This is a genomic window from Synergistaceae bacterium, from assembly GCA_031272035.1.
In the GTDB taxonomy this organism is placed as follows: Bacteria; Synergistota; Synergistia; order Synergistales; family Aminobacteriaceae; genus JAISSA01.
In genome coordinates this window covers 1-24,951 of record JAISUO010000019.1, presented here as the reverse complement: position 1 = coordinate 24,951, position 24,951 = coordinate 1, and the positions used below count along the sequence as shown (strand labels likewise).

20 protein-coding genes are annotated in these 24,951 nt (G+C 58.8%); 12 read left to right on the top strand and 8 right to left on the bottom strand.

Features of this window, described 5'->3' with window-relative positions:
* Nucleotides 1-408 precede the first annotated feature (408 nt).
* The 5 genes from codY (at nucleotide 409) to LBR61_02100 (ending at nucleotide 6,806) form a co-directional block, all read left to right on the top strand.
* Nucleotides 409-1,269 carry a GTP-sensing pleiotropic transcriptional regulator CodY gene (gene codY / locus LBR61_02120; GenBank protein MDR1730870.1) on the top strand — a complete coding sequence of 287 codons (861 nt, stop codon included), beginning with the start codon at nucleotides 409-411 and terminating at the stop codon, nucleotides 1,267-1,269.
* A gap of 231 nt (nucleotides 1,270-1,500) precedes the next feature.
* Nucleotides 1,501-1,902, top strand: a complete 402-nt coding sequence (gene flgB / locus LBR61_02115) for a flagellar basal body rod protein FlgB (GenBank protein MDR1730869.1) — start codon at nucleotides 1,501-1,503, stop codon at nucleotides 1,900-1,902.
* 17 nt (nucleotides 1,903-1,919) lie between these two features.
* On the top strand, nucleotides 1,920-2,339 hold the full coding sequence (gene flgC / locus LBR61_02110; GenBank protein ID MDR1730868.1) for a flagellar basal body rod protein FlgC: 420 nt from the start codon (nucleotides 1,920-1,922) through the stop codon (nucleotides 2,337-2,339).
* A gap of 177 nt (nucleotides 2,340-2,516) precedes the next feature.
* The gene (locus LBR61_02105; protein MDR1730867.1) at nucleotides 2,517-5,651 is read left to right on the top strand and encodes a DEAD/DEAH box helicase; all 3,135 of its coding nucleotides are present in this window, start codon (nucleotides 2,517-2,519) and stop codon (nucleotides 5,649-5,651) included.
* 51 nt (nucleotides 5,652-5,702) lie between these two features.
* Nucleotides 5,703-6,806, top strand: coding sequence for an AI-2E family transporter (locus LBR61_02100; protein MDR1730866.1), 1,104 nt, complete (start codon nucleotides 5,703-5,705; stop codon nucleotides 6,804-6,806).
* A 121-nt stretch (nucleotides 6,807-6,927) separates the two neighbouring features.
* Here the strand turns inward: LBR61_02100 and LBR61_02095 are convergent, their stop codons facing one another.
* The 4 genes from LBR61_02095 to LBR61_02080 all read right to left on the bottom strand — a co-directional run bounded on the left by LBR61_02095 (nucleotide 6,928) and on the right by LBR61_02080 (nucleotide 11,236).
* Entirely contained in the window at nucleotides 6,928-8,601 is a 1,674-nt protein-coding gene (locus LBR61_02095) for a formate--tetrahydrofolate ligase (protein ID MDR1730865.1), read from the bottom strand.
* Nucleotides 8,602-8,752: 151 nt separating this feature from the next.
* Complete coding sequence (locus LBR61_02090) at nucleotides 8,753-9,310, bottom strand: ATP-binding protein (protein ID MDR1730864.1); 558 nt, start codon at nucleotides 9,308-9,310, stop codon at nucleotides 8,753-8,755.
* 22 nt (nucleotides 9,311-9,332) lie between these two features.
* On the bottom strand, nucleotides 9,333-10,265 hold the full coding sequence (locus LBR61_02085; GenBank protein ID MDR1730863.1) for a hypothetical protein: 933 nt from the start codon (nucleotides 10,263-10,265) through the stop codon (nucleotides 9,333-9,335).
* Nucleotides 10,262-11,236, bottom strand: coding sequence for a hypothetical protein (locus LBR61_02080; GenBank protein MDR1730862.1), 975 nt, complete (start codon nucleotides 11,234-11,236; stop codon nucleotides 10,262-10,264). The genes LBR61_02085 and LBR61_02080 overlap by 4 nt, the downstream gene beginning before the upstream one ends.
* A gap of 187 nt (nucleotides 11,237-11,423) precedes the next feature.
* Here LBR61_02080 and LBR61_02075 point away from each other — a divergent pair, with 187 nt between their 5' ends.
* The 4 genes from LBR61_02075 to LBR61_02060 all read left to right on the top strand — a co-directional run bounded on the left by LBR61_02075 (nucleotide 11,424) and on the right by LBR61_02060 (nucleotide 15,101).
* Nucleotides 11,424-11,780 carry a hypothetical protein gene (locus LBR61_02075; protein ID MDR1730861.1) on the top strand — a complete coding sequence of 119 codons (357 nt, stop codon included), beginning with the start codon at nucleotides 11,424-11,426 and terminating at the stop codon, nucleotides 11,778-11,780.
* 51 nt (nucleotides 11,781-11,831) lie between these two features.
* The gene (locus LBR61_02070; protein MDR1730860.1) at nucleotides 11,832-12,992 is read left to right on the top strand and encodes a glycosyltransferase; all 1,161 of its coding nucleotides are present in this window, start codon (nucleotides 11,832-11,834) and stop codon (nucleotides 12,990-12,992) included.
* Nucleotides 12,983-13,969, top strand: coding sequence for a glycosyltransferase family 9 protein (locus LBR61_02065; protein ID MDR1730859.1), 987 nt, complete (start codon nucleotides 12,983-12,985; stop codon nucleotides 13,967-13,969). Before LBR61_02070 ends, LBR61_02065 begins: the two co-directional genes overlap by 10 nt.
* Before the next feature lie 85 nt (nucleotides 13,970-14,054).
* A complete protein-coding gene (locus LBR61_02060; protein MDR1730858.1) occupies nucleotides 14,055-15,101 on the top strand; it encodes an SDR family oxidoreductase in 1,047 nt (348 codons plus the stop codon).
* Here the strand turns inward: LBR61_02060 and LBR61_02055 are convergent.
* Genes LBR61_02055 through LBR61_02045 form a run of 3 tightly spaced genes read right to left on the bottom strand, consistent with a single transcriptional unit; the run spans nucleotide 15,053 to nucleotide 17,974 of the window.
* Nucleotides 15,053-15,532 carry a prepilin-type N-terminal cleavage/methylation domain-containing protein gene (locus LBR61_02055; GenBank protein MDR1730857.1) on the bottom strand — a complete coding sequence of 160 codons (480 nt, stop codon included), beginning with the start codon at nucleotides 15,530-15,532 and terminating at the stop codon, nucleotides 15,053-15,055. The genes LBR61_02060 and LBR61_02055 overlap by 49 nt on opposite strands.
* Nucleotides 15,533-15,548: 16 nt before the next feature.
* On the bottom strand, nucleotides 15,549-16,121 hold the full coding sequence (locus LBR61_02050) for a 2-oxoacid:acceptor oxidoreductase family protein (GenBank protein MDR1730856.1): 573 nt from the start codon (nucleotides 16,119-16,121) through the stop codon (nucleotides 15,549-15,551).
* Entirely contained in the window at nucleotides 16,118-17,974 is a 1,857-nt protein-coding gene (locus LBR61_02045) for a 4Fe-4S binding protein (protein MDR1730855.1), read from the bottom strand. Before LBR61_02045 ends, LBR61_02050 begins: the two co-directional genes overlap by 4 nt.
* 321 nt (nucleotides 17,975-18,295) lie before the next feature.
* Here LBR61_02045 and LBR61_02040 point away from each other — a divergent pair, with 321 nt between their 5' ends.
* The 3 genes from LBR61_02040 (at nucleotide 18,296) to LBR61_02030 (ending at nucleotide 24,064) form a co-directional block, all read left to right on the top strand.
* Complete coding sequence (locus tag LBR61_02040; GenBank protein ID MDR1730854.1) at nucleotides 18,296-23,254, top strand: cadherin-like beta sandwich domain-containing protein; 4,959 nt, start codon at nucleotides 18,296-18,298, stop codon at nucleotides 23,252-23,254.
* A gap of 133 nt (nucleotides 23,255-23,387) precedes the next feature.
* Nucleotides 23,388-23,642, top strand: a complete 255-nt coding sequence (locus tag LBR61_02035; GenBank protein MDR1730853.1) for an Arc family DNA-binding protein — start codon at nucleotides 23,388-23,390, stop codon at nucleotides 23,640-23,642.
* A complete protein-coding gene (locus LBR61_02030; GenBank protein MDR1730852.1) occupies nucleotides 23,639-24,064 on the top strand; it encodes a type II toxin-antitoxin system VapC family toxin in 426 nt (141 codons plus the stop codon). The genes LBR61_02035 and LBR61_02030 overlap by 4 nt, the downstream gene beginning before the upstream one ends.
* A 146-nt stretch (nucleotides 24,065-24,210) precedes the next feature.
* Here LBR61_02030 and LBR61_02025 read toward each other — a convergent pair.
* Nucleotides 24,211-24,951, bottom strand: a 741-nt coding sequence (locus tag LBR61_02025) for a hypothetical protein (protein ID MDR1730851.1), incomplete at its 5' end; no start/stop codon positions are given.

The window sequence follows — 24,951 nt, the reverse complement described above, 5'->3', positions numbered from 1 at the left end:
AACGGGACTCAAATTGCAGAAAACCAATTAAGCATTGAACTTTTTCGCATCACGTGAAATGCCGCAAATCGTTCAGGAATGAGATTTTTGGAAACTGGATGTCCAATGTCCAATCGGGAGAACAATAATTGAATAATGTTATTAGTATTATCATATATGTCAATAAAAATAGGCATATTCGCAAAATAAGGCAATAGTTACATAAGTTTTATTAATTTAGTATAATTAGACAAAGGAGATTTGGATTCCATAACGCATGAAAAATGGAAAACAGATGAACCTGGAGGGAATGTGTTTTATTTTGAGCGAAACGACGAAAGGGAGTGTCAAGAGATGAGACTGGCGAAAAACGGTGTGGATGAGGGAACAACTGTGAACAGGAGACTGAAGGGTGGTAAAGTCGTGAGAATGAGAGCGGACGAGAAGGAATACGGAGAAGCGAGTGTCGAGCAGAGCAGCGAAAACGTTTTGAGAGATCTGCTGGAAAAGACGCGTCAGGTGGGACGCGCTTTGCAGGCGCGGGGTGACGGAGACGCTCTGGATTACGTCGAGCTGGCAAAACTGCTGTCGGAGTTTTCCACAGCAAACGTTTATATCGTCAACAGAGAAGGCAGAATTTTGGGGTACGCCTGGGTACCGGACTACAGCTCCCAGACGCTGTCAGACGTCATGAAGGACGGTTATCTGCCCAGAGATTTCGTGGACAAAATGAATCGCTGCCGCGAGTCGGACATCGCGGATGAAGACGCTTTCCGGTTCGACGACGACAACAACCGCAGCAAAAAAGGCGCTCCGGAAAAGCATCTGATGTACGTGCCGATTTACGGAGCCGCCGCGGAACGTCTGGGAACGGTGATTCTCGTTCGTTTCTACAACTCGTTCATGACGGAGGACGTTCTTCTGGCCGAATATCTCGGTACGCTGGTGGGCATCGAGATGCTGAACGACAGAAACCGGGGTCTCGAAGAGTGCTCCCGGGATCGAATTGCCGTTCAGATGGCAATGAGGGCCCTTTCCTATTCCGAAGTGGAATCCATGAAGCACATCATGGCCGAACTGGGCGGACACGAAGGCGTCGCGGTGGCCAGCAAGGTCGCCGACAGAGTGGGCGTGACGCGCAGCGTAATCGTAAACGCCCTTCGCAAACTGGAAAGCGCCGGACTGATCGAAAGCCGCAGCCTCGGCATGAAGGGAACCTACATCAAAGTCCTGAGCCCCCTCTTCGTCGAAGAACTGGGCTCGGCTACATCTCCAAGGGTAAATTACTGACGTCCTCTCGGGTCCGTCATGATACCCAAAAATATATTTCAAAGGCCTCTTCCCGTTTATGAGCGGGAAGAGCCTTTTTTTATTTCAGTTCCAAACTTCTTCTTCAATCTTCTTCTTCAATCTTTTTCTTTAAACTTCTTCGGCCGGGAGCGCTAAAGAGAACCTGCCGTTCCGCCGAAACTGAATGCAGAAAGCAGTTGAAAGGAAAGTAATTGGGAGGAGAGAAGTTCCATGGTGGGAGATTTTACCTGGAAAGTTATGGAAAAGGACATGGAAGGACTCGCCAAACGGTTCGGCGCAACGTCCAAAAACCTGGCGAACGCCAATACGCCGGGCTACAGACGGCGCAACGTTTCCTTCGAAGATCAGATGCGCGACGTGATCAACTCCGGAGACAGGCTGAAAATGACTGTGACGAACGAAGGGCACATCCCCACGCGGCCTTATTCCATCTCGGACGTGACGCCGGACGAAATCCGAATCAGCGACGAAGTCTACAGACTGGACGGCAACAACGTGGACCCGGAAAGAGAAATGGCCGTCCTCGCCGAAACCCGCATGATGTACACCGCGATAGGACGTTTTGCGGCCAGAAAACTCAGCAATTACCGCATGGTTATTTCAGGCAAATAGCAGCAGGAGGAAATATCGTGAAAATATTTGACAGCATGGAAGTTGCGGGAAGCGCATTGACGGCCCATCGTCTGTGGATGGACACCATTTCCTCGAATCTCGCGAACATCAACACCACACGGACGCTGAGCGGAGGACCCTACAAAAGAAAGGTTCCCGTCTTTGCCGAAATGCTGGACAAAACCATCGGCGGCTACAAAGACATCGGCGGAGTTCGCGTTATCGAGGTGGCGGAGGACAAGGGCGCTCCCAGGCTCTCCTATCAGCCGGAGCATCCGGACGCCGACGAAAACGGTTACGTGGCTTTCCCAAACGTCAATCTGGTGCGGGAAATGACGGATATGCTGGTGGCCAGCCGGGGCTATGAAGCCAATCTGGCTGTGGCGGACACGGCGAGAACCCTGTGGACGGGGGCCCTCGAAATCATTCGAGCCTGATTTTTCCGCCGCGGGTTGCCGAATCTGGGCCGAATCTGGAAGGAGACTGTTGTGGGGACGGGGTGGAAATATCCATCGCCGTCCCCCCGTTTTTTTGCAAAGTGGGATAGAATTTCCAAACGGGTATTTTGATTTTGGCGCGCCGGAACAAAGGCCGTCAAACAGGAGGAAACACGCGTGGGAACAGGTACGAGAGTTCGGGTGAGAAGCCTGAACGACATCGACGAAGAACTGTGGAACCGGGGCGGAACCGTCCATGATCGGGCAGGCGGCGCGGCCCTGGCGTGGCTTTGCGGCGAAGACATCTTTAAAAACGTCCACCTGCTGGTAATACTGCCCGACGGACGTCAGGCGGCGGACTTTCTGTCAGACCGCAAAAATCTTTTTCCACGGATTCCCGTCCATCTTCTGAACGAACTTCCCCTGACCGCCCAAACCATCGGAAGCCGCCCTCTTCTGCTCCAGCGCGGCGAAACCGCGGGGCGCTGGGTACGGGATGGGGGTATTCTGGTTTGTACTCCGGGAGGGGTCATGGCTCCCTGTCTCCTGGGAGACGGGGAATTCGAGCTCCGACAGGGTGATGAATACGGACGGGAGCGCCTCGTCACCTGGCTGGAACGCAGCGGGTATCAGCGCTCAGATCTCGTCTGGTCGCCGGGACAGTACGTCTGCCGGGGATTCATTATGGACGTTTTCGATCCTGTCCACGCTCTTCCGTTGCGTTTCGAGTTCTTCGACGAGACCCTGGAGCACATTCGGGCCTTTCACCCCGGAACTCAGAAAAGCGTCGCCGAGCTCCAGGAAACCGAACTTCACAGCGTCAGCGCCGCCAAAAACGCCACGGTGCTGACGCTCCTGCCTCAAACCGCCCGGGTGCTCCTCTGCGATCCCCGAAAAATCGAGACTCAGGCGATCTCCTACCACTGGCTCTGGGAAGAACTCTGCCCTGACGCCGGAGTGAACCCCCTCCCCTCCTGGGATGAAATCTATGTGGAGCTTTCCCGTTTTCCCCGCCTGAGGATCACTCGCGCCGTGGAGGCCACGGAGGCCGAACCGGACGTGGATGAATGCCCGCCTTTTCGGGGCGACCTGGGAGCGGTGTTTCGGCTCTGCGAAGACCTGCGGGAACGGGGCTTCCAAATAAAAGTGCTCACAGCCAATCCCCGTTTTCTGGATCGAAAGGAGGGGCCTTTTGCGACCCTTCCCTTTGTGGAGACCCTTTCCGGACAGCTTTCGTCGGGTTTCGTGGACCGGGCATCCGGGAAGGCCTTTATCTCCGACCGGGAGCTCTCCGGAATCACCCCGGGAGCGGTTCCCGATTCCTGGCGCGTTCCCGGAGAGTGGCGGGATCGGCTGACCAGCGGACAGCTCGTCGTTCACGAGGATTACGGCGTTGCAGTGTTCCGGGGCATCGAAGAAGTCGTCGCGGGAGGAGAAACTCTCGATGCCATCACTCTGGAGTTTGCGGAAAACAACCGGCTGCTGGTTCCCGTGATTCAATTTCACAAGCTGACGCCCCTGGCGGAACACGAGGGCGACGAAACGCAACTGGACGCCCTGAAGGGAACGAAATGGCGCAAATCCGTGGAGAAGGAACGGGCCCGGGCCAGGGAAGAAGCCCGTATCCTGATGGAGATGTACGCGCGCCGGGAGCTGGAGCGCCGGGAACCACTGAAAAACATGAGTGCGACACACATGGAGGAGCTGTACCGGGATTTTGCGGCGGCCTTTCCTCACGTGGAAACGGCTGACCAAATCAAGGCGGTCTCCGAGATCATGGAGGATCTGGATCAGCCATTCCCCATGGACCGGCTGCTGGTGGGCGACGTGGGGTTTGGCAAGACGGAGGTGGCCATGAGGGCGGCTTTTCGCATGGCAGCCGCGGATAAGCAGGTCTGTGTTCTCGTCCCTACGACCATTCTGGCACAGCAGCATTACAACACCTTCAACGCCCGCATGTCGGGTTTTTCCGTGAAAATCGGTCTGCTCTCCCGCTTCGTCACAAAGGCCGGAATCGAGAAAACCCTCGAAGGCGCGCGAAAAGGGACCGTCGATATTGTCATCGGCACCCACAAGCTGCTGCAGCAGGGGATCGAGTTTCACAACCTGGGGCTTCTGGTCATCGATGAGGAACACCGTTTCGGCGTCATGCACAAGGAATCCCTGAAACGCGTCTATGGCGCGGTGGACATTCTGAGCCTTTCAGCTACGCCCATCCCCCGCACCCTGGCCATGTCCCTGAGGGGGCTGAGAGGGCTTTCCGTGCTGAACACTCCTCCCAACGACCGTCTGCCCGTAACCACCTACGCGGGCCCCTGGCAGACGGCTCTGGCCCGCAGAGCCATCGCCCGGGAGCTGTCCCGGGGCGGTCAGGTTTATTTTGTGACGAACCGCATTTTTCGCATGGAAAACCAGATGAAGATGCTCACCGCATTCTTCCCCGACGCCCGAATAAAAATAGCCCACGGCCGGATGCCGGAACGGGAACTGGAACGGACCATGATGGATTTTTACGACCGGAAAATCGACATTCTGCTCTGCACCACAATTATCGAAAGCGGACTGGACGTGGAGGGAGCGAACACCATCGTCATCGACGACGCCCACGAGCTGGGGCTCGCGCAGATGTACCAGCTTCGCGGGCGGGTGGGTCGCAGAGGAGAAAACGCCTTCGCCTATTTTTTCTATCCTGAGGAAGGGGAACTGCGAAAGGAGACGGCGGACAGGCTGGAAGCGATTTCCAGTCTGACGGGACTGGGGTCGGGGTACTCCCTTGCGCGGCGGGATCTCGAAATCCGCGGTTCGGGAGAAATTGGAGGAACCAGTCAGCACGGCAACGCGAAAACAGGGGGGTTTCACTTTTTCTACCGGATGCTGGAGCAGGAGATCGCAAAACTGCGGGGAAAAACCCGATCACAAACCGCGCTGTCCTTCGATCAGGGAGGTTCCATTCCGGCGTACTACATCCCTCAGGACAGCGTTCGGGTGACGCTGTACCGACGTTTGCTGCAGGTTGTCGATCTGACCGAACTCACCGCGCTCCGAAAAGAAATGGAAGACCGTTTCGGCCCGCTGCCTGAGGTGACGCAACTTCTGATCGACCTGGCCGCAATCCGCAGCGCCGGCGAAGATGCGGGGCTGCAAAGCGTGGAAATCACACGGCGCGATACGAAAGTAAAAGGGGACCTGAAAGACCTGTCGTCTCTGCTGAAGGGCAAACGGGGCTGGACCTTTCTCGGCGGAAACGCCCTCGGTCCCGGAGGCTCGGCAGGAGTACGGGCACTGGCCGAAGCCCTGGAGTCAGACTCATAACCCTGCCTCATCCGCTGAACGAATATCTTTTTGAAACGAGGAAAAAGAACAATGCGTATTCCCGAAGAACAGGGCGTCGTAGAGCATATCAAAGGCTGGATTATCCCGGTGATGCTGTTGTTTTTGATTCTTGCCCTTCTGTCGGGCAGAACACTGCTGCCGCTGTGGTCTCCCCTGACCTGGGCAATACTTTTGGCGTTTATCGCGTCTCCCCTCCACCACGGGCTGCTGAGACTGGTGGGCCCCCGCCATCGCAATCTGGCCGCTTTTCTGACCACCATTCTGGTGGCGCTGCTGTTGGTGGGGCCGTCGCTGGCGGCGGGCATCGCCGCATCTCACGAGGCGATTGCGCTCTTTGGCCGATTTTCGGACGTGATCGGCAGCATCGATACCTCCAAAGGATTCAGTCTGGAGGCATTTTTGCCTCAAAAAATTCTTGACGAGCTGTTGCCGATGTTCGAAAAATATCCCTTTCTCAAAGAAGGGACGCAGCAGGTGCTGAGGTGGATGACCTCCACGGCGATTCGGGTCTCCCGAAATTTTCTGGGGAACATCGTGACCCTGAGCTATCATCTGATCGTCATCTTCGTGTCGTTTTTTTTCATTCTGCGGGACGGACACCTTCTCGTCAGCTACGTGGGGGACCTCGTTCCGCTGATGAAGGACGAACGGAAGGAGTTTATGCTGCGGGCCGTAGTGGTTCTCCGCGCCGTCGTCTTCGGAGTCATCGTCACCGCGGGAGTGCAGGGATTTCTCGGGACGCTGGGATGGTGGTTCGTCGGGCTGCCCAATCCCCTCCTGGCCGGGCTGATGATGGGGCTTTTGGCCATGATTCCCTTCGTTGGGACCCCGATCATCTGGATACCGGGCGCCATCTACCTCTTTACGGAGGGAAAAGTGACGGACTGCGCTGTCCTGCTGTTCTGGGGAGTGTGCGTCGTCAGTTCCATCGACAATTTTTTGCGGCCCTTCTTCATCTCGGAAAAAGGCCGCATCAGCACGCTCCTGGTTTTCCTGGGGGCCTTTGGAGGTCTGGCCTCCTGGGGCTTTATCGGTCTCTTCATCGGCCCCCTCATTCTGAGCCTTTCCGTGTTTTTCCTGAACAGCTACCGGAGGGCCTGGAAAATCTATCGCACGGAATCCGGCGGAGACTGATGTTATACTTGCTTTTTATTACCGATATAAAAGCATAAAAACCGCCCCGACTCCTTAAGCGCGGGAATCGGGGCGGCAGCGTCTCATTTTTCAATAAAATCCTGACACAATTAATAAAACCCTAAAACAATCCCGTAATTTTCCCGTTCTCGTCGATGTCGATGGTGAGGGCCGCGGGTTTTTTGGGCAGGCCGGGCATCGTCATTATGGCGCCCGTCACCACCACCAGGAAGCCCGCTCCGGCGGAAAGACGCACCTCCCGCACGGTGACGCGGAAATCTTTCGGGCGTCCGAGCTTCGCGGCATCGTCGGAAAGCGAGTACTGGGTCTTCGCCATGCAGATCAGCAGGTTGTCGTACCCCAGATCATGGATCAGCGCCAAATCCTTCTCGGCCTGAGGCGTGTAGTCCACCCCGTCCGCGCCGTAAATTTCACGGGCGATGGCGGCGATTTTATCCTTCGGCTCCATCTCCGGGCTGTAAACATATTTCACGGAAGAGGGTTTTTCACAGGCCGCCACAACTTTTTCCGCCAGATCCATACCTCCCTTGCCGCCTTTTTCCCAAACTTCAGACAGGGAGAAACTGGCGCCCAGCTCCGCGCATTTCTTTTCCACAAGAGCCAGCTCGGCCTCGGTATCGAAGGGGAAGCGATTGATGGCGACCACCACGGGCAGCCCGAACTTCTGGACGTTCTCAATGTGCTTCTGGAGATTCGGAATCCCCGCTTCCAGAGCTTTCAGGTCCTCGCCGGTCAGCTCGGTCTTTTTTCTGCCGCCGTGCATCTTGAGGGCGCGCACGGTGGCCACCAGAACCACCGCCGAGGGCTTCAGTCCGGCCACGCGGCACTTGATGTCGAGGAATTTTTCCGCCCCCAGGTCCGCGCCGAACCCCGCCTCCGTCACCATGTAGTCTGCCAGTTTCAGCCCCAGTTTCGTGGCCTGAACGCTGTTGCAGCCGTGGGCGATGTTGGCGAAAGGTCCGCCGTGGATGAACGCGGGAACGCCTTCAAGGGTCTGGACGAGGTTCGGGTTGATCGCATCCTTCAGAAGTACGGCCATGGAGCCGGCCGCTCCAATATCCTGAACGGTGACGGGTTTACCCTCGTAAGTGTAGGCCAGAACGATTTTGGCGAGACGTTTTTTCAGGTCCATCAAATCCATGGCAAGGCACAAAATCGCCATGACCTCCGAGGCCACGGTGATGTCGAAGCCACTTTCCCTGGGCACGCCTTCCGTGCGGCCTCCGAGGCCGATGATCACTCTGCGCAGAGCCCGCTCGTTCAGGTCCATCACCCGCCGGAACACGATACGACGCGGGTCGATGTTCAGCTCGTTGCCCTGTTGAATGTGGTTGTCCAGCATCGCCGCGCAGAGGTTGTGGGCCGTGGTAATGGCGTGAAGGTCTCCCGTGAAATGCAGATTGATGTCCTCCATGGGTACGACCTGCGAATATCCGCCGCCCGCCGCGCCTCCCTTGACTCCAAAGCTGGGGCCAAGAGAGGGCTCCCGAAGGGCCACGCAGGACTTTTTACCGATCTGGAGCAGGCCCTGAGCCAACCCGACGCTGGTGGTTGTTTTTCCCTCTCCGGCAGGCGTCGGAGTGATGGCCGTCACAAGGATCAGCTTCCCATCCGGTTTGTTTTCCAGTTTCTTATAGACGCCGGGCTGAATCTTGGCCTTATATCTGCCGTACAGCTCCAGTTCGTCCTCGCCGACTCCCATTTTTTTTGCAATGTCGACGATCGGCTGCATTTTCGCGGCCTGCGCTATGGCGATGTCACTCGGTACTGTCATTGCTATCCACTCCAATTCCCATTTCAATTTTTTCGGCAAAACGTTCAGCGTTGCCCAATAAAGATTTCCGCCCCTTCAGGAAGTGCGGGGCACAAATTCCATAACATAATTAGTAGTATATCAGGGAAATTCGGGGTTCCGTCAAATTCCGTCACTCGACCCCGTCAACCGAGGCAATGCCGTTTTCGATCATCTCTTTCAGCCCCAGGGCCACGTCGGGAATTTTCAGGGCTTCAAGACCATCGACGGCCTCCTTCAGTTCTTCGGAATCCAAAAGGAAGGGTTCCGCCGCTCCCGATGCATAGCGAAAAATCCAGTAGATTTGCGGAGCGTCGATAAGAAGGGTCAGAAAGGTTCCCGCGAGGTCTCCGATGGGGGGAGTATCGATATTGCTCAGAGAAAAAGAGGCGAATACCGTCGTTCCCCGCCCCACAGCGGAGGTAAGGTGAAATTCCCCTCCGCAGAGTTCCGCGTTTTGTTTCAGGAAGGGCAGCCCCATCCCCACGCGTCGGGTGGTCCGGCTGGTACAAAAAGGATCCAGCACCGCCCGGGCGCGGGCTTCATCCATCCCGCATCCGTCGTCGGAAATGCAGAAATCCACAAATCCCGGGACGGCGGACCGGCGAACGGTGACGTCAATATGCTTCGCCCGGGCGGCGATGCTGTTCTGGGCGATGTCCAGAATATGGGCGGAAAGATCTTCCAGCACGGTATCGCTCCTCCGAGGCTCCCTATTTCTCCGGTCGGCGCCTGCCGGATTTTTTGACGTCCTTTTTAGCGGATGTATGGGGATAGCCGCCGGTTATCAGGGCATCGACAATCGTCCGATCGTCCAGGCCCCCGGGCAGCTGCCGGGAAATTTCCTCGTAGTCCGCCTTTCCCCCCAGAGCGTCCAGAATTTCCTCCATGTCCTCCCTCTCCTCCCCGAATCGATTCGAAAGAAGGCCAAAGAGGATGGTGGCGCAGGAAAACCAGTTGAGAAAATCCCGGGAAAGGGACAGTACATTTTCAAACAAAACGGCGAAGTGAAAGTCCTCGCTTTCCTCTTCCGATTCATCCACAGGGTCGGGAATGTAGCCCATCATATAGAAGGGGACGTTTGGCGACATGCGTACCGCTTCCCACAGCATTTTACAAAGGCTGTCGGGATTTTTCCCGTTCAGAAGCATAAACGACGCGATCACTCTGGCGTAGGCCCATCCCAGAGTTCGCTCCGAATCCTGCATCGCGGTCTCCAGAACCTTGGACCATTCTTCCCGTTCCAGAAGAATGCAATAATACAGATCCTTCACACTCTCCTGCTCCTCGCTGTCATAGCGTAAAAACTCCTCTACCCGCTCCATCGCCTCGTCGTCCCGTTCCATGAAAAACAGCAGGTAGGCCAGACGCTGCAACAGAGCGAGGTACACCTGCCCCGTTTCGTCCTCCAGAATGTCGTTTCCGGAAAGACCTTCCTCCTGAAGGTAACGCTCCGCCTCGGCCAGCGCCCTCTCCAGAACGGGAAGTTTCCCCTCTTCGTCTTCCATAAGGTCGGCTTTGAACAAAAGAGCTTCGGGATTGTCCGGGTCCAGCTCCAGAGCTCTGTCCACCAGCGCCGCCATCTCGCTTGCATCTTCTGATTCACAGGCTCTGTCCAGGAGTTCGTACACGTCTTCTTCTCTCATTTGTCCCAGCCTCCACCGCTGTTCCCGCCGGAGTTTCCTCCGTCGCTTCCGCTTCCGACATCGGTATTGCCGCCGCTGCCGCTCCCCCCGCCGGTGTCCCAGCCACTGCCGCCGCCGCTGCTTCCGCCGCCGGAATTGTCGCCGGTATCCCAGCCGCCGCTGCCTCCGCCGGTGGTCGAGCCGCTGTCTCCGCCGACATCCCACTGACCGCCGGACCCCGTTCCACCGCCGCTTCCTCCGATACCGGCAAAAGCACCCGCCGTGGTGGTGGAGCTCTCACCCCCGCCCTGCCCCATGGCGGTCAGAGAAGCGAAGGGGATGATTCCGCGCCAGACATAACCCCATTCCCTGGAAAGGTCGGCCAGATCTTCCGTGTCGGATCTGGTCCAGACGATATTTTTTTCCGCTTTTTCCGCAAGGGTTTTCACGATAAAGGAATGTCTGTTCTTCAGAGCGTCATAGGTGCTCTGCCCGCCGGCGGGAACGAGGCTGTACCAGTGGTCTCCCAGCCAGATCAGCAGCTCCGCGTCTCCCGTTTTCCAAGCCACGGGGACAAAAGCCAGAGGATCCCCAAGGACGCCAATGTTGTCAAAACCCAAACGAGTGACGGCGCGAAACTCCGGCGTATCCAGGACCCCGCGCCGCCATCCGGAGACAACGGCCCGGGCAAGTTCGGGGACGTCCATGGGGACCACGGACCCCACCGCCACGTCGAGAGGAACGATGCTCCCTCCCGGGCCCGGCCGGCCGTAAACCCAGTGATTCCGTGCGACCTGAGCCACCGGATAGCCATCGAAGGTGACGTACCATCCCATGGGAAGTCCCTCCGGCTGCCAGACCTGAAAATTCATGTCGTACAGTTTTTGATAGGCCGCGATCACCGGCTGGGCCGAAACGATTCCCGCCTGCGTCAGGAACGCGGCGATAACCGCCACGAAAACGACAGATCCCTTTTTAGTCTTGCCGCGCATCCGCTCCACTCCTCCGCTTTGCTCTGCTGAAATACAGCTTACGGGGTCATTATACTCCAGGGACCATTGCCGAAGATATCATCTTTTTCGGAGAAGAAAGGTTGCATAAAGGTATATAATAGTAGAGCGGGAGGTTCCCGCCAGTACGACATACTGCGACATACAACAATGCGGGGAGGTTGCATCGATGGCAATAGAAGCGATCAGGGAGTACATTTCCGCAGAACGATTTGCCGCGTACGGGGCCGCTGAAAATTTTCGCCCCCACGCCGTCGTTCCCGAGGAAGTGCGGGAAGAAGCTCTCGACAAGGTAGAAGAGGCCCAGACTGCCAACACGCAAACGACGTTTCAGATGATGGACCGTCACACGGAGATGGTGAAAAAATCTCAGGAGCTCGCCGAGGCGCGAAACAGAAAACTCGCCATCGAACGCCAGAACCAGAAGCACCGGGAAGAGCAGTCCGCGCTGATGGCTGAAATCGCCCTTCAAAACGCCGAACGTCAGGATCTTTTTGAGAACCTGCGACAGCGGGCGAACGCGTAAATCGGCGACGTTCGCGCTGGCTGCGGTCCCGATCCCAGGCGGGCCGCTTTCATGAGGATAACTCTGCTTTGCAGCGATCTTCGTTTTGAGAGCATCCAGAGGATTGTGCCATTTTTGGCGGACGAGCTCTCTCGAAAGGAAGATTTTGTTGTGGATTTGGCTCTTCTGCATGGAGAAGGGGAATTTTTGTCGCTGCACTCTTCGGCCGTCAGCGTGGTTTCGCTGGACAATCCCCTTCACGCCCTGAGGTCGGGCATTCCTCTTTTGCGCCTCGCTCATTATTTTCAAAAAGCAAAGCCGGACGTGGTTCTTTCCTTCGGGTACACTGCCAACTGTCTGGCAGCTATGGGAAAGCAGCTGTTTCATTTCTTTTTTCGCCTGATCGTTTCAGAACCCAACATGCTGGAGCTCCGCAAGGCGGAAAAATCAAAATTCCAGCGGTGGCGGCGGGCGATTCCGGCGCGATTCCTGTACAGAAACGCGGAACTTTGCGTATGCGCTTCCCGGGGCATCGCCAGGGGATTGATGGCCCTGAGGGTCGTCCCCCGGAGAAAAATCCGCGTCATTTACAATCCTGTGGATGGCCCCTGGGTGACGGCCCGGATAGCCGAGCCTGTGAAACATCCCTGGTTTCAGACTTCGGAGGAAAATAAGCCTCCGGTGATTTTCTGCGCCGGAGATCCTGTGCATTTGAAGGGGATGAACGTCCTGCTTCGGGCCTTTTCACTGCTGCGGGACGAAATGAATTTCCCTGCCCGCCTGATGATCGTCGCTGAAGAGGGAGAGGATCGCAAACGCCTGGAGACCCTGGCGGAGGTGATGAAGCTCAGAGACGACATCTGTTTTCTGGAGCGCGGAGCGACCTCCGCGTATATGGCGAAGGCCGCTCTGATGGTTCTCATGTCCAGCCACGAGAACTTTCCCAGCCTGTTGGCCGAAGCCCTGGCCTGCGGCGTCAATGTCATTTCGGCCGGCAACAGGCAGGGTCCCCGAGAAATTCTGGAGGACGGAAAATGGGGACGCCTCGTCCCGGAGAATAACGTCGACGCCCTGGCGGCAGCCCTCCGCGAGACCCTCGAATCTCCCATGGCTCCGGAAATTTTGAAGAAACGGGCGGCGGATTTCTCCATGAGGCGCTCCTTCGAGGAATACTGCAGGGCCATCCAATATGTCCTGAATCCCCACGATGAAAGGACCTCCTCATGGGCGTAGCGCGCCCTCAGCCGGGAGATCGGGTCCTCTGGATCCGCTTCAGCGCCTTTGGCGACGTCCTGCGAGCGGCGGCGGCGGCTCATCGTTTTACCCTCAAGTTCCCCGGGGTCCGGATCACTTTTCTGACCCGCCCGGAGTACGGGCCGCTTCTTCAAAATCAACCCTACATCGACAATCTGCTCTTCTGGAACGTGAAAAAACACCCTCTCGATTTTCCGAAAGTTCTCAGCCAAATCCGGAAGCTGAACTGCAGGTATCTCGTCAGTCTGCACCGGGGAAGCGCCGCGGCCTTCATTTCCCTCTTCAGCGGGATTCCTCTGCGGCTGGGCTACAACAGCGGGTTGCAGTTCGCCTACACGACCACCCACTGGGAATATCTGGACGCGCTGGGAGTGGACTTCACCTCCCGGGACGAACCCTCCATTTTTGCCGCGCCCGCGGATTTGCAGAGGGCTCGTTCTCTCCTGGCTCCCCTGCTTCCTCGCAGGCTGTTTGCCGTCATTGGCGCCAGCAAACCGCAAAAATTCTGGCCGATCCCGCACTGGATCGCGTTTTTGAAACCGCTGATCGACGAGGGCTGGGGAATTGTCCTGAACGGGCACGGTCCCGACGAAGCCCGGACGGCGGAAAAGATCGAGGAAGGTCTGGAGAAAAGCAGCCAGGTTCTGAATCTGGTGGGTCAGACGCCCTTTCCGCTGATGGCGGCCATCGCCAGAGAATGTACCGTCGCTGTGGGAAACGACACGGGGCCGCTGCACCTCGCCTCCCTGACGGGAACTCCCACTCTGGGCTTTTTTGGCGTTACGGACGCCTGGGAGATGAACTTCCGTATGCCCTGGTTTCGGGAAGTGCGGGTGACCTGTCCCAAAGCGGGCTGTCGGGATTACAGGTGCCCGCTGGACTGTCTGGCGGACATCGCTCCCGATCGGGCTCTGGCGGAGTTCCACCGGATGACGGAGGATCTGCACCGGCCCTGAGCCTGAGCCCTGCGGCAAATATCCCGACAGGACTGATATAACTGAAAAAAGTAAGGACAGTAAGGAAGGTAAGGATGAAAAAAACATGAACTCGAACGCGTATTCCCCTGAATTATTGGGGCTTGACGGGGCAAAAAAATATCGCTGGCTGGTGACGGGAGCGGCGGGATTCATCGGGTCCCATCTCGTGGAAGCCCTTTTGCAGGCCGACCAGGAGGTCGTCGGACTCGACAACTTCAGTACAGGATTCCGGCATAACATCGACGACGTTCTTCGCAGGGCCGAATCCGGTGGGAAAAAACGCTTTCACCTGCGGGAGGGCGACATTCGAGACCGTACCGACTGCGCCGGGTCCTGCGAGGGCGTGGACTTCGTTCTCCACCACGCGGCTCAGGGCTCCGTGCCTCAGTCCATCGCCGACCCCCTGAAGGCTCACGACAGCAACACCACAGGATTTGTCAACATGCTGCAGGCGGCGGCAGAAAACGGCGTACGCCGCTTCGTCTATGCCTCCTCCAGCGCGGTTTACGGAGATAACCCGTCCCTTCCCGCCAGGGAGGAACGAACCGGACGACCCCTTTCCCCCTACGCCGCCACCAAGATTGTCAACGAGATTTACGCGGACGTCTGGGGAAGGCTTTACGGGCTGGAGTGCATCGGGCTGCGCTATTTCAACGTCTTCGGCCCCCGACAGGACCCGAACGGTCCCTACGCCGCCGTGATTCCCCGATGGATCGACGCGCTGAAGCGCAACGAGCCCGTGACCATCTACGGCGACGGTCAGACCACCCGCGACTTCTGTCACGTGAAAAATGTCGTCCGGAGCAACGTTCTGGCGGCCCTCACAGAAAGACAGGACGCCGTGGGAAAGGTTTACAACATCGCCTGCGGAACCGTCACCACGCTGAACGAGCTTTTCGCCATCCTCAAAGGGGAGCTTGCCCTGCCGGAAAATCTGACCCCTCTCTATGAAGATTTTCGAAAGGGCGACATCAAACACTCTTCGGCTTCAATAGATCAGGCGAGAGAACTTCTGGGCTACGCGCCTCTCGTCTCCCTGAGGGAGGGGCTGAAGGAAATGATTCAGGAGCTGCCGGCGGAGGGGAAGCTGTCCGTGCGCACCCTCCCGTAGAGGGAGACGATGACGAAGTGCCATTCTCCCCGGGCGTTGGCCACGCGAATGGTCAGCGCGGGCGTCAGGGTGTTCCACCGGGGGAGGTAGAAACTTTCCGCCGTCGCGTTGCTGTTGTAGCGGCGAAAGCTGCATTTTCCCCGAGGGACGTACTTCACTTCCTCCCGGGGAGACTGGAAAACGACGCTGAGGGTCTCCCGGGATTCGTTGCCGGGACAGTCCAGGGTGAAAGCCCTCCCCGTCTGGTTGGAAATCGTGATGATCCCCATCAGCCACCGGGCCAGATGCTGCGCCTCCGCCTTCGTGTCGTCCCGCCGGAACAGTGAAACGGGAGCGAATCTCACCGCTCCCGCAAGCGTTCCAACAATGGTCAGCGTCACGAGGACTTCCACCAGGGTAAAGGCGGCGCTTCTCCGATTGTTTCTGTTCATTGGGGGAAGCGCATTCTCAGGAGTTAAGGGCGGCCTGGCGTCCGAGTTCGAAAACTTTCAGATTTGCCTCCAGATGCTTCGGCGGCGCCAGTTCCTTCAGGGCGGCAATGACGTTGTTTTCCTCAAAGCCCTCGACTTCCGCCCCGCTGGCCGCGCCCAAAATCAGAACGTTCAAAAACAGGAGTTTTCCCCCCATGTGCTCTCTCAGGATGTCGAAGCCGGGAAAGGCGCAGGTCCGAATCTCGTTGTCCGCAAGATATTTTTTCAGATGAGGGTTTTCAAGGGCCGAAAAGTCCTGGACGTTGACGATGAAGGTTCCTCCCTTCCTCAGAAAGGACAGGTTCCGGATTCCCTCGTTCTGGTCGAAGGCCATGACCACATCCGCGTGTCCCGACAGAATCAGGGGCCCGAAGAAGCTGCCCACCCTGAAATGACTGATCACCGATCCCCCCCGCTGGGCCATGCCGTGCACTTCGCTGCCAATCACGGGAAGTCCTTTGTCGATGGCAATTTTCCCCAGCACTCTGCTCGTGAAGAGGATGCCCTGTCCTCCCACCCCCGCGATGATGTACTGCATTCCCCGATTCATGACCGCGCCTCCTCCCGTTTAACAATGGCCCCGTGGGGACAGACGAATGCGCAGACGCCGCAGTCCACACAGGCCTTGACGTCAATCGAGGTCTTTTTCGTCCCCGCATCGAAGGACAGCCCCGGGCAGCCGAAATAGTCGATGCAGTAACGACATCCGATACACTTTTCCCGCAGGACGGTCATCGGTACGATATCCTGGGGTTCCCGCAGCAGTTCGCAGGGATGCCTGAAGATGACCACGGCCGGAGTCTGATGAGATTCCGCGTGTTCCCACGCGCGTTTCACGGCGTCTGTTCCGGCCGAGACAGCGTAAGCGTCCACGGTTTCCACAAAGGTCACGCCGCAGCCCCGAATCAGAGCCTCCATGGGAACCGCGACTCCCGCTTCATTTTCGCGCAGTTTCCCTCCAAGGCCGGGGTGACTCTGGCCCCCCGTCATGGCGGTGATTCTGTTGTCCAAAATGCACAGAACAAAGGCGTGTCGGTTGTAGACGGCGGAGATCAGACCGGGAACCCCCATGTGGAAGAAGGTCGAGTCTCCGATGGTGGCCGCGACGGGGCGCTTCTGTCCCGTCGCTTTGTGAGCCAGAAACAGCCCCGAGGACAGAGACACGGAAGCTCCCATGCACAGGGTGGCGTCGACTCCCTTTTGAGAAAATCCCAGGGAGTAACATCCGATGTCGGAGGGATTGATCGCGCCGGGGATCGCCTGTCTGAGGGCAAAGAAGCTGGCCCGGTGAGGACAGCCCGCGCAGAGGCGAGGCGGACGCGGCGTCACCCGCAGGTCGTCCAGAGCGCTTTGCAGCTCGGACAGGTCGCGCTTTTGGGGCGTCTCCCCAAGAACCTCCAGAACGATTTTCTCCAGCGTCTCGGGAAGCAGTTCTCCCGCCGAGGGCACCGTGCCGTCATGACGGCCCCGGACTTTGCCGCGGTCGAAAATCTGCGATTCGATGACGGCGGAGGTCTCCTCCAGAATCAGGACCTGCTCGTGCCGGGCGATAAAATCCCTCACGAGCGCATCGGGCAGAGGATAAGGCGTCCCGATCTTCAAAATGGAAACGTCGTCCCGTCCCCAATCCTGCAGAAGATCGCGAAGCATGGTGAAATTGACCCCTCCGGAGATAATCCCCAGTTTCGCCTTCCCCGCGGCGGGATATTCGCGGTTGTATTTACCCCACTCCGTCTCGAATTCTCCGCGGATTTTCGCGATTCTGGCGTTGTGCATCGGGTGCGAGGTCCGCACTATGGCGGGCAGGCTCATCCAGCGGGAAGGATTGCGCTCGAACTTTACCTCGGACCCCGACGCAAAGGACTCCACCGGCTCCAGGGCCTGCCGGCAGTGAGAAACACGGGTGGTAGGACGCAGCATGACGAGTATCCCGTGTTTTTCCGAGAGCGCGTAGGCGTCCGCCACCATGGCCGCAGCCTCTTTGGCATCAGACGGGTCGAGACAGGGAATCTGAGCGAACATGGCGAAAAACCGGCTGTCCTGCTCGTTCTGAGAGCTGTGAGGGCCCGGGTCGTCCGCGGAGATCAGCAGCATGCCCCCCTTCAGCTCGTAGAGAGCCGCGGTCATGAAGGCATCGGCAGCGACGTTCAGGCCCACCTGCTTCATGAGCGTACAGGTTCGAGCCCCGGCGAAAGCGGCTCCCACCGCCATTTCAAAAGCGATTTTTTCGTTGCCTCCCCACTCCGTCAGCACCGGAGCGCCAATCCGATCCGCACATCCGGCAATGGAGGGAAGAATTTCCGAGGACGGCGTCCCCGGATAAGCCGTCGCAACCTGACATCCGGCGGCAACAACGGCTTCCCCTATAGCTTCGTTGCCCAGCAGCATCTTTTTTCCGCCCATGTCGATACGCACCCCCTCTAAAAGATTTGCTTCCATCGAAACTTACGAAACTTACTTCCTTCTCGCCATCCTTCCTTTTTATCCTTCCCTTTTATCCTTTCTTTGTATTTTCACTCATACTATACCTTTCGTAAATAAAAAGCACCGCGAAAACAACGATATCGACCTGACATCCCTCTATGCCGCAGCATAGCAGATGAGCTCTCCGGCAAAACTCCTGAGCTGACGGAAAGCAGACGCAAATGTTCGCGGGCGCTGTGGTTCGCATGATATAATTTAGGAAATTTATAGAATTTAACAATGGCAAAAGGGGGTTATGTCATGTCTTTTCCGCGCCTGACATCCAACGGGGAGGCCGGTCGCGCACGCCGCGCGCCGCACGGCCCTAAACTTTACCTTTTTATCTGCCTGGCTTTCCTGCTGCTGGGCGCGCCGTTTTGGGCGGAGGCGGCGGATGGAGATCCGCCGCTGCTGACGGCGGAGGATGTAGTGATTCCTCTGCGCGATGGCTACGTGGGGGAGAAATACGGCGTTGGTTTGGCATATGAAAATGAAGCTTTTATGGCCAGCGGCGACCTTCCCCCCGGGCTCAGGCTGACGCCTAAACCGGCTGGTATTGTAGGAACGCCCACGCAAGCCGGCACGTGGCAGTTTAAATACTCTTTCAGTCGTTATTCCACTGGAAATATAGAAACTTTTACTATGTCTATCACCGTCAAATATCCCGTCCCGAAGGTCGTCACGCCCACCCTGAGGGACGGCACGGTGGGGACCGCCTACAAGGTCGGCCTTTTCGTGACGGGCAGCCCCACCTCCATCACGGCGGACGGCCTGCCGCCGGGCCTGAGCCTGTCGGGCTCGACCATCGCCGGCACGCCCACCCAGGCCGGGACCTACACCGTCTCCGTGACGGCCGCGAACGAGGGCGAAACCAGCGAGGTCAAAATCATCAGCCTCAAAATCAACCCGAAAGACGCCGGCTCGGTGGCCGTCGCTGTGTCCGATGCCCCGACCTACACCGGCGCGGCCCTCACCCCCGCCCCCACCGTCATGGACGGCTCGACGGCCCTCGTCGTGAACACGGACTACACCCTGTCCTATTTCAACAACGTCAACGCCGGCACGGCCTCGGTCCTGGTGAAGTTCATCGGCAACTACGGCGGCGACAACATATCCGCGGACTTCACCATCAAACGCAAAAACCTCTCCACGACGGCCCGCATCGACGATATTCCACCCCAGACCTACACCGGCTCGGCCATCACCCCCAGCCTGTCGGTGGTGGACGGAACCGCCGCGGACGGCCCAAAGACCCTCGTTTCCGGCACGGACTACATCGTGGGCTACGACCACAACACCGAGGCCGGCACGGCCAAAGCGACGGTGACGTTTGCGGGCAACTACGACGGCTCGGCCACCAAAACCTTCACCATCAACCCCATCCCCGACGACGGCCTGATCATCGCGGCCATCTCCGACCAGACCTACACCGGCGCGGCCATCGTCCCGGACCTCGCCGTCTCCGACGCGGCTGGCAGACAGTTCGCGCCCTCGGAGTACGACGCGAGCTTCAGCGGCAACGTCAACGCGGGCACGGCCGCCGTCTCCGTCACGCTCAAAGGCGGCGACTACAGCGGCACGGCGATGGGGAGCTTCGTCATTCTCCCCAAAGACATTTCCACCGCCACCATTGAGACGATCCCCGACCAGACTTACACCGGGTCCCCGCTCATCCCGGCCCTGTCGGTGAAGGACGGAACCGCCGCGGGCGGCCCGAAGACCCTGGTCCAGGGCACGGACTACACGACGGCCTATTCCAACAACACCGCCCCCGGCCTGGCCACGGTGACCCTGACGGGGATCAACAACTACAGGGGCGCGAACTCCGGGACCTTCTCCATCACAAAGGTCCTCAACACAGACACACGGCTGACCTCCGTGGCGGACGTCCTCCTGACGGTCGCCGGAGGAACAGCCGACAGCCCCGGCCGGGCCTCCGTATCCGTCCCCAGCTCCAAGCCCTCGATAACCACCTCGGACATCGTCTGCGCGTTCGACGCCTCGTTCCACATCTACAGCGACCCGGGCTTCTCCCAGAACCGGGACACGGCGGTGACCCTGCCGTCGGGCGGATCCGCTCACGTGTACGTGAAGGTGACGGCGGAGGACGGGGTCACCACGTCTTATTACGACGTGACGGTGAGCCGCCCCGGCAGTGACGCGGGCCTGACCTCAGTGGCGGGCATAGGCGTGTCCACCGCGGGGTCCGGCGCGTCCATCTCCAGCCCCCAGACCGCCGCCGTCATCGTGGACAGGGGCAAGAGCTCTCTGGCGGCTACCGAGGTGATCTGCTCGGCGGGCGCGAGCGTGACGGTCTACACGGACAAAAATTTTGCCGCCCCCGTTCAGTCCATCGCCCTGAACCCGGGGGACTACACCCACGTTTACGTGAAAGCGACGGCCCAGGACAGGAGTCTGACGCTCTATTACGACGTGATCGTGAACCGTCCCAACAACGACGCGGGCCTCGTCTCCATGGCGGGTCACAACCTGACGCCGGGGGGCGGGACCGGAATCTACGGGACGCCGAAGACCGCTGCCATAACCGTTGCCAGCGGGCAGGGAACCATCACCCTCGCGGACGTCGTCGGAGCCCCGGACGCGGTGGTCCACATCTACTCCGACAGCGCCTTCAGCCAGAATCAGGACCAGCCCGTCGCTCTGACTCCCGGCGGCGCGACCCACGCCTACGTGAAGGTCACGTCGGAGGACGGGAGCTCGACGCTGTACTACGACGTGACGGTGAACCGGGACAGAATCCTCAGCTCCAGCGCGGATCTGACCTCCGTGGCCGGAACCCCCGTGACGCCGGGAAACCAGGCGGGAACAGTCAATGACCCGAAGATCGTCAGCCTGACCACGCGGGAGGAGAAGTCGAGCCTGACTCTGGTGGACATCGGCAGCTCCTCGGGCGCGTCGGTGCACATCTACAGCGACGGCGGGTTTTCTCAGAACCAGGATTCTCCGGTGAGCCTGACACCGGGCGTGGACTCCCACGTGTACGTGAAAATCACGTCGGAGGACGGAAGCACCAGCCGGTATTACAACGTGGTGGTGAAGCGGCCCCGACACCTCAGCTCCGACGCGAGCCTGACCTCCATCGCCGGCCAGCCCGTTCCGGCAGGAGCGGGAGCGGGCACGCCGGATTCTCCCATAGCCGTAACCATCGGGACGGGGAGCGGTCAGTCGTCCATCGGTCTGCCGGACATCGCGGGAGCGCCTTCCGCCAGCGTCCACATCTACAGCGACAGCGGATTCTCCCAAAACGAGGACCTGCCGGTGAACGTGACGGAGGGCGGAACCGCCCACATCTACATCAGGGTGACGGCGGAGGACGGGACGACGAAGTACTACGACGTGACGGACAATCGGGCGAAAGAACCCAGCCCCAGCGCGGAACTGACGGCGGTGGCGGGAGTGTCCGTGACGCCGGGGACCGAGGCGGGGACCAGCGATGCGCCCCTGACGGCCTCCGCGGTGGTTCCAACGGGGCAGGCGTCCATTGCCCTTTCGGATCTGCTGTTCTCCTCCGGTGCCACGGCGCACATCTACTCGGACGTGAGCTTCCTTCACGACCAGGACGCGCCCCTGCCGCTCCCAGCGAATGGAAGCAGCGTACACCTGTTCGTGACGGTCATCGCGGAGGACGGGACGACGGCCCTGCACTACGACGTGACCGTGGCGCGAATAAAAGTGGCCAGCTCCGACGCGAATTTGATCTCCGTGGCGGGCAATGGCCCATTCGGGACGACGGTGGGCGGGGATTCCCCGTCGAACCCCGTCGTCATCGCCGTGGACACGGCCAGCGGGAAGTCGTCGATAACGACCTCGGACGTGGTGGCAGCGACGGGCGCGACGGTCCACATCTACCCGTCCAATGACTACACCAACAACGAGGACGGGGCTGTGAACGTACCGGACGGAGGAACCGCCCACCTGTACGTGAAGGTGACGGCGGAGGACAACGTGACGTCGAAATACTACGACGTGATGGTGAACCGGGCGAAGACGCTCAGCGCCGACGCGGGGCTGACCACCATCGCGGGGCAGCCCGTGACCGACTCCGGAGGCGCGGGCACGGTTGGAGCGCCCGACGCGGAGACGGTAACCGTGCCCAGCGGACAGAGAACCCTCGGGCCGTCGGACGTGGGAAGCGCGTCCGGGTCCGTGGCGCACATTTACAGCGACGGGAGCTTTTCTCAGAATCAGGACGCGCCCGTGACCCTGAACCCCGGCGAAAACCACGTGCACATTGAGGTCACGGCGGAGGACGGGAGCACAAAGTATTACGACGTGCAGGTGAACCGGGAGAACCCGCCCGCGCCCGAGCCGGTTCCTGTTCCGGCCCCCGTTCCGGAGCCCACGCCTCTGCCTGAGCCTGAACCGTCCGACCCGACGCTGTCCTCCACGAACATCACCTACGGCGGAGTGTCCATCGACGGCGGGCTTCACTGGCAGAACCTTGAGCGCCAGACCGACGGGACCTGGCTGGTGGTGGTGCCCTGGGACACGGATTTGACGAGACTGGCCCTGACCTTCAGGCTGCCCAACCCGGAGACGCGGATCGTTCCGACCAACGGCACGCCCAGGAACTTCTCGGACGGGAAGGCGGTGGCCTACACCGTCATCTCGGCGGACGGTTCCAACACGGCGACCTATCGGGTGCGGGCCGTCCGGCGTCCCTTCGAGGTGCTGGAGGACGTTCTGGTGGAGCCCACCGGAGCTCAGTGGAAGCTGACGGCGGAGTGGACCGGAGACGGTCTGTTCTTCGTGATTCAGGCCCCCATCGCCGCCTCGGAGACCTCCGTCACGTTGTCTCACCAGCCTTTGCGAACCTACGTGGCCCTGGACAACTGGTATTACTCAATGGTGACGCTGGGGCTGCTGGACTTTGACAGAAACGCCCTGAGCCCGTACCGGAGCGCCGGCGGAAATGAAAAGCCATACGCCATGCAGATCGCGGGCATCGCGGAGGATCTGGAGGCCCTGGAGGGGCTGGTCGTGGACGGAGTGGAGTGGAGCTTCGCGGACGAGCCCGGCGAGGCCCACGCTCAGGCGCTGTACGTGACCTTCGCCGACATCGGCGACAAGACGTTTCTGACGACCGACGAGGACGGCACAGATCGCCGTCACCGGGGCGGAGGATGCGCGACGAGCGGCTTCGGGCTCCTTCTTCTGACGCTGCTCCTGCTTCCGATGGCGGCAAGGAAGAAGAAATAATGAAATAACAAAATAACGAAAACCTGACCGGGCGGCCTTCGGGCCGCCCGATGATTGTGAGGGCACTTTGTGGATCTTTATGCTGTCAAATAAAGTATAATAGCAGTCAATGAAAGCGGAGGGAGGAATTCGTATGCCGGTTTTAACGGTCAGGAATGTGCCTGATGAAGTTCACCGGGCCTTGCGCATGAGAGCTGCCGTCAATGGCCGGAGTATGGAGGCCGAGGCGCGGGAAATTTTGAAAAACAGCCTGAAGTCGGAACAGCGCGTAAAAATGGGAGACGCCCTTGCGGAACTCGGCAGCCGGTTGGGACTTTCAAGAGAGGATTGCATGATTCCTGAACAAGCCCGAAGCAAAATGCCCGCCGAGCCGATGACGTTTGAATGATTCTCCTTGATACCAACGTCGTCTCCGAGGCGATGAAGCCGGAACCGAATCCGGCAGTTCTGAAATGGCTGAACGAACAGCCCGCCGAAACCCTTTATTTATCCAGCGTGTCGCTTGCCGAAATGTTTTTTGGTATAGGAGCGCTGCCGGAAGGACGAAAAAAGAGGCTCCTTTCTGAAATGCTCGACGGTGTTCTTAAATTGTTCGATGGTCGAGTGCTGGCGTTCGACGTAGAGGCCGCACGTCATTACTCGAAGCTGGCGGTAAGGGCCAGAATCAAAGGCAGGGGTTTTCCAACGCCGGATGGATATATCGCCGCTATGGCAGCCGCGAAAGGTTTCATTGTGGCGACGCGCGACACAGGCCCTTTTGAGGCCGCGGGAGTTGCTGTCGTCAATCCCTGGACTGGAAAGAATTTTTAACCTTATATCGCAGGGGCGGACCTGAGTGTCCGCCCTTCTGATCAGCGCAATATACCGAATGGAGGAAAAACCCTGTTCAAAGCGGCGGCGCAATACGTTTCGCAAGCTCGCGGTCCGTTTCCGTCAGGGGTCCCGACCTGTGGAAATCACCAGGCGCGCGGGGTAAAGCCCTCGGGGACGTCGATCTCCACCGTGTCGCCGGTCTGGACGATGACGTAAAAGCCCGCTTTCAGCGCGGCGGATTTCACGCCAGGGGGCATGATCGCGCCGGCGAGAGCGCCGTAAATCTTCCTCCTGTCTCCCACGTTGTCTTTGTACTTCCGGAGAACATTCAGCCGCTGTTTGTGCGCTTTGACGTCGCTTCCCGCCGGCCTGGACTTAACCTCCACGGCGACGACGCTCTCTCCGTTTTCCAGAAGGATGTCGATCTCAGCGGCGAACTGCCCCTTTTCGTCCTTGATCTCGAAAGATTTCGCGGAGCCGTTGAAGTGGTATCCCAGCGCGTTGAACTTCTCCTCGATGTTGGGCGCGACCAGGTGCTCGGCCAGCTCGCCGAAACGATTGCCCAGGTCGCCGATTTGCCTGTCCGTCTGTTTCATGCGACGGTCGGTCTCCTTCATCCTTCGGTCAAATTCTTCACGGGATTCCCGCATACTCCGATCAAATTCTTCGCGGGATTTCCGCATCTCCTGCTCAAGTTCCTCATTCCGCTTTTTCTGTTCTTCCGAGTTTTCCCGCACTATCCGGGCCGTTTCCTGCAACATACGATCCGTTTCCTGGGACATCGCCCACACTTGCTCGAAGGTCAGGCCCATCTGCGGTTCTCTCGGTTGTGTCGTCGCTTCCATGCCGATCACTCTCCCTTTGTGACAAAGTATAACATGGCC

Bases quoted from the DNA above. Each gene is read 5' to 3' on its own strand.
- codY (MDR1730870.1), top strand. From the start codon at position 409: ATGAGAGCGGACGAGAAGGAATACGGAGAAGCGAGTGTCGAGCAGAGC.
- flgB (MDR1730869.1), top strand. From the start codon at position 1,501: ATGGTGGGAGATTTTACCTGGAAAGTTATGGAAAAGGACATGGAAGGA.
- LBR61_02100 (MDR1730866.1), top strand. From the start codon at position 5,703: ATGCGTATTCCCGAAGAACAGGGCGTCGTAGAGCATATCAAAGGCTGG.
- LBR61_02095 (MDR1730865.1), bottom strand. From the start codon at position 8,601: ATGACAGTACCGAGTGACATCGCCATAGCGCAGGCCGCGAAAATGCAG.
- LBR61_02085 (MDR1730863.1), bottom strand. From the start codon at position 10,265: ATGAGAGAAGAAGACGTGTACGAACTCCTGGACAGAGCCTGTGAATCA.
- LBR61_02080 (MDR1730862.1), bottom strand. From the start codon at position 11,236: ATGCGCGGCAAGACTAAAAAGGGATCTGTCGTTTTCGTGGCGGTTATC.
- LBR61_02075 (MDR1730861.1), top strand. From the start codon at position 11,424: ATGGCAATAGAAGCGATCAGGGAGTACATTTCCGCAGAACGATTTGCC.
- LBR61_02070 (MDR1730860.1), top strand. From the start codon at position 11,832: ATGAGGATAACTCTGCTTTGCAGCGATCTTCGTTTTGAGAGCATCCAG.
- LBR61_02065 (MDR1730859.1), top strand. From the start codon at position 12,983: ATGGGCGTAGCGCGCCCTCAGCCGGGAGATCGGGTCCTCTGGATCCGC.
- LBR61_02060 (MDR1730858.1), top strand. From the start codon at position 14,055: ATGAACTCGAACGCGTATTCCCCTGAATTATTGGGGCTTGACGGGGCA.
- LBR61_02055 (MDR1730857.1), bottom strand. From the start codon at position 15,532: ATGAACAGAAACAATCGGAGAAGCGCCGCCTTTACCCTGGTGGAAGTC.
- LBR61_02050 (MDR1730856.1), bottom strand. From the start codon at position 16,121: ATGAATCGGGGAATGCAGTACATCATCGCGGGGGTGGGAGGACAGGGC.
- LBR61_02045 (MDR1730855.1), bottom strand. From the start codon at position 17,974: ATGGGCGGAAAAAAGATGCTGCTGGGCAACGAAGCTATAGGGGAAGCC.
- LBR61_02040 (MDR1730854.1), top strand. From the start codon at position 18,296: ATGTCTTTTCCGCGCCTGACATCCAACGGGGAGGCCGGTCGCGCACGC.
- LBR61_02035 (MDR1730853.1), top strand. From the start codon at position 23,388: ATGCCGGTTTTAACGGTCAGGAATGTGCCTGATGAAGTTCACCGGGCC.
- LBR61_02030 (MDR1730852.1), top strand. From the start codon at position 23,639: ATGATTCTCCTTGATACCAACGTCGTCTCCGAGGCGATGAAGCCGGAA.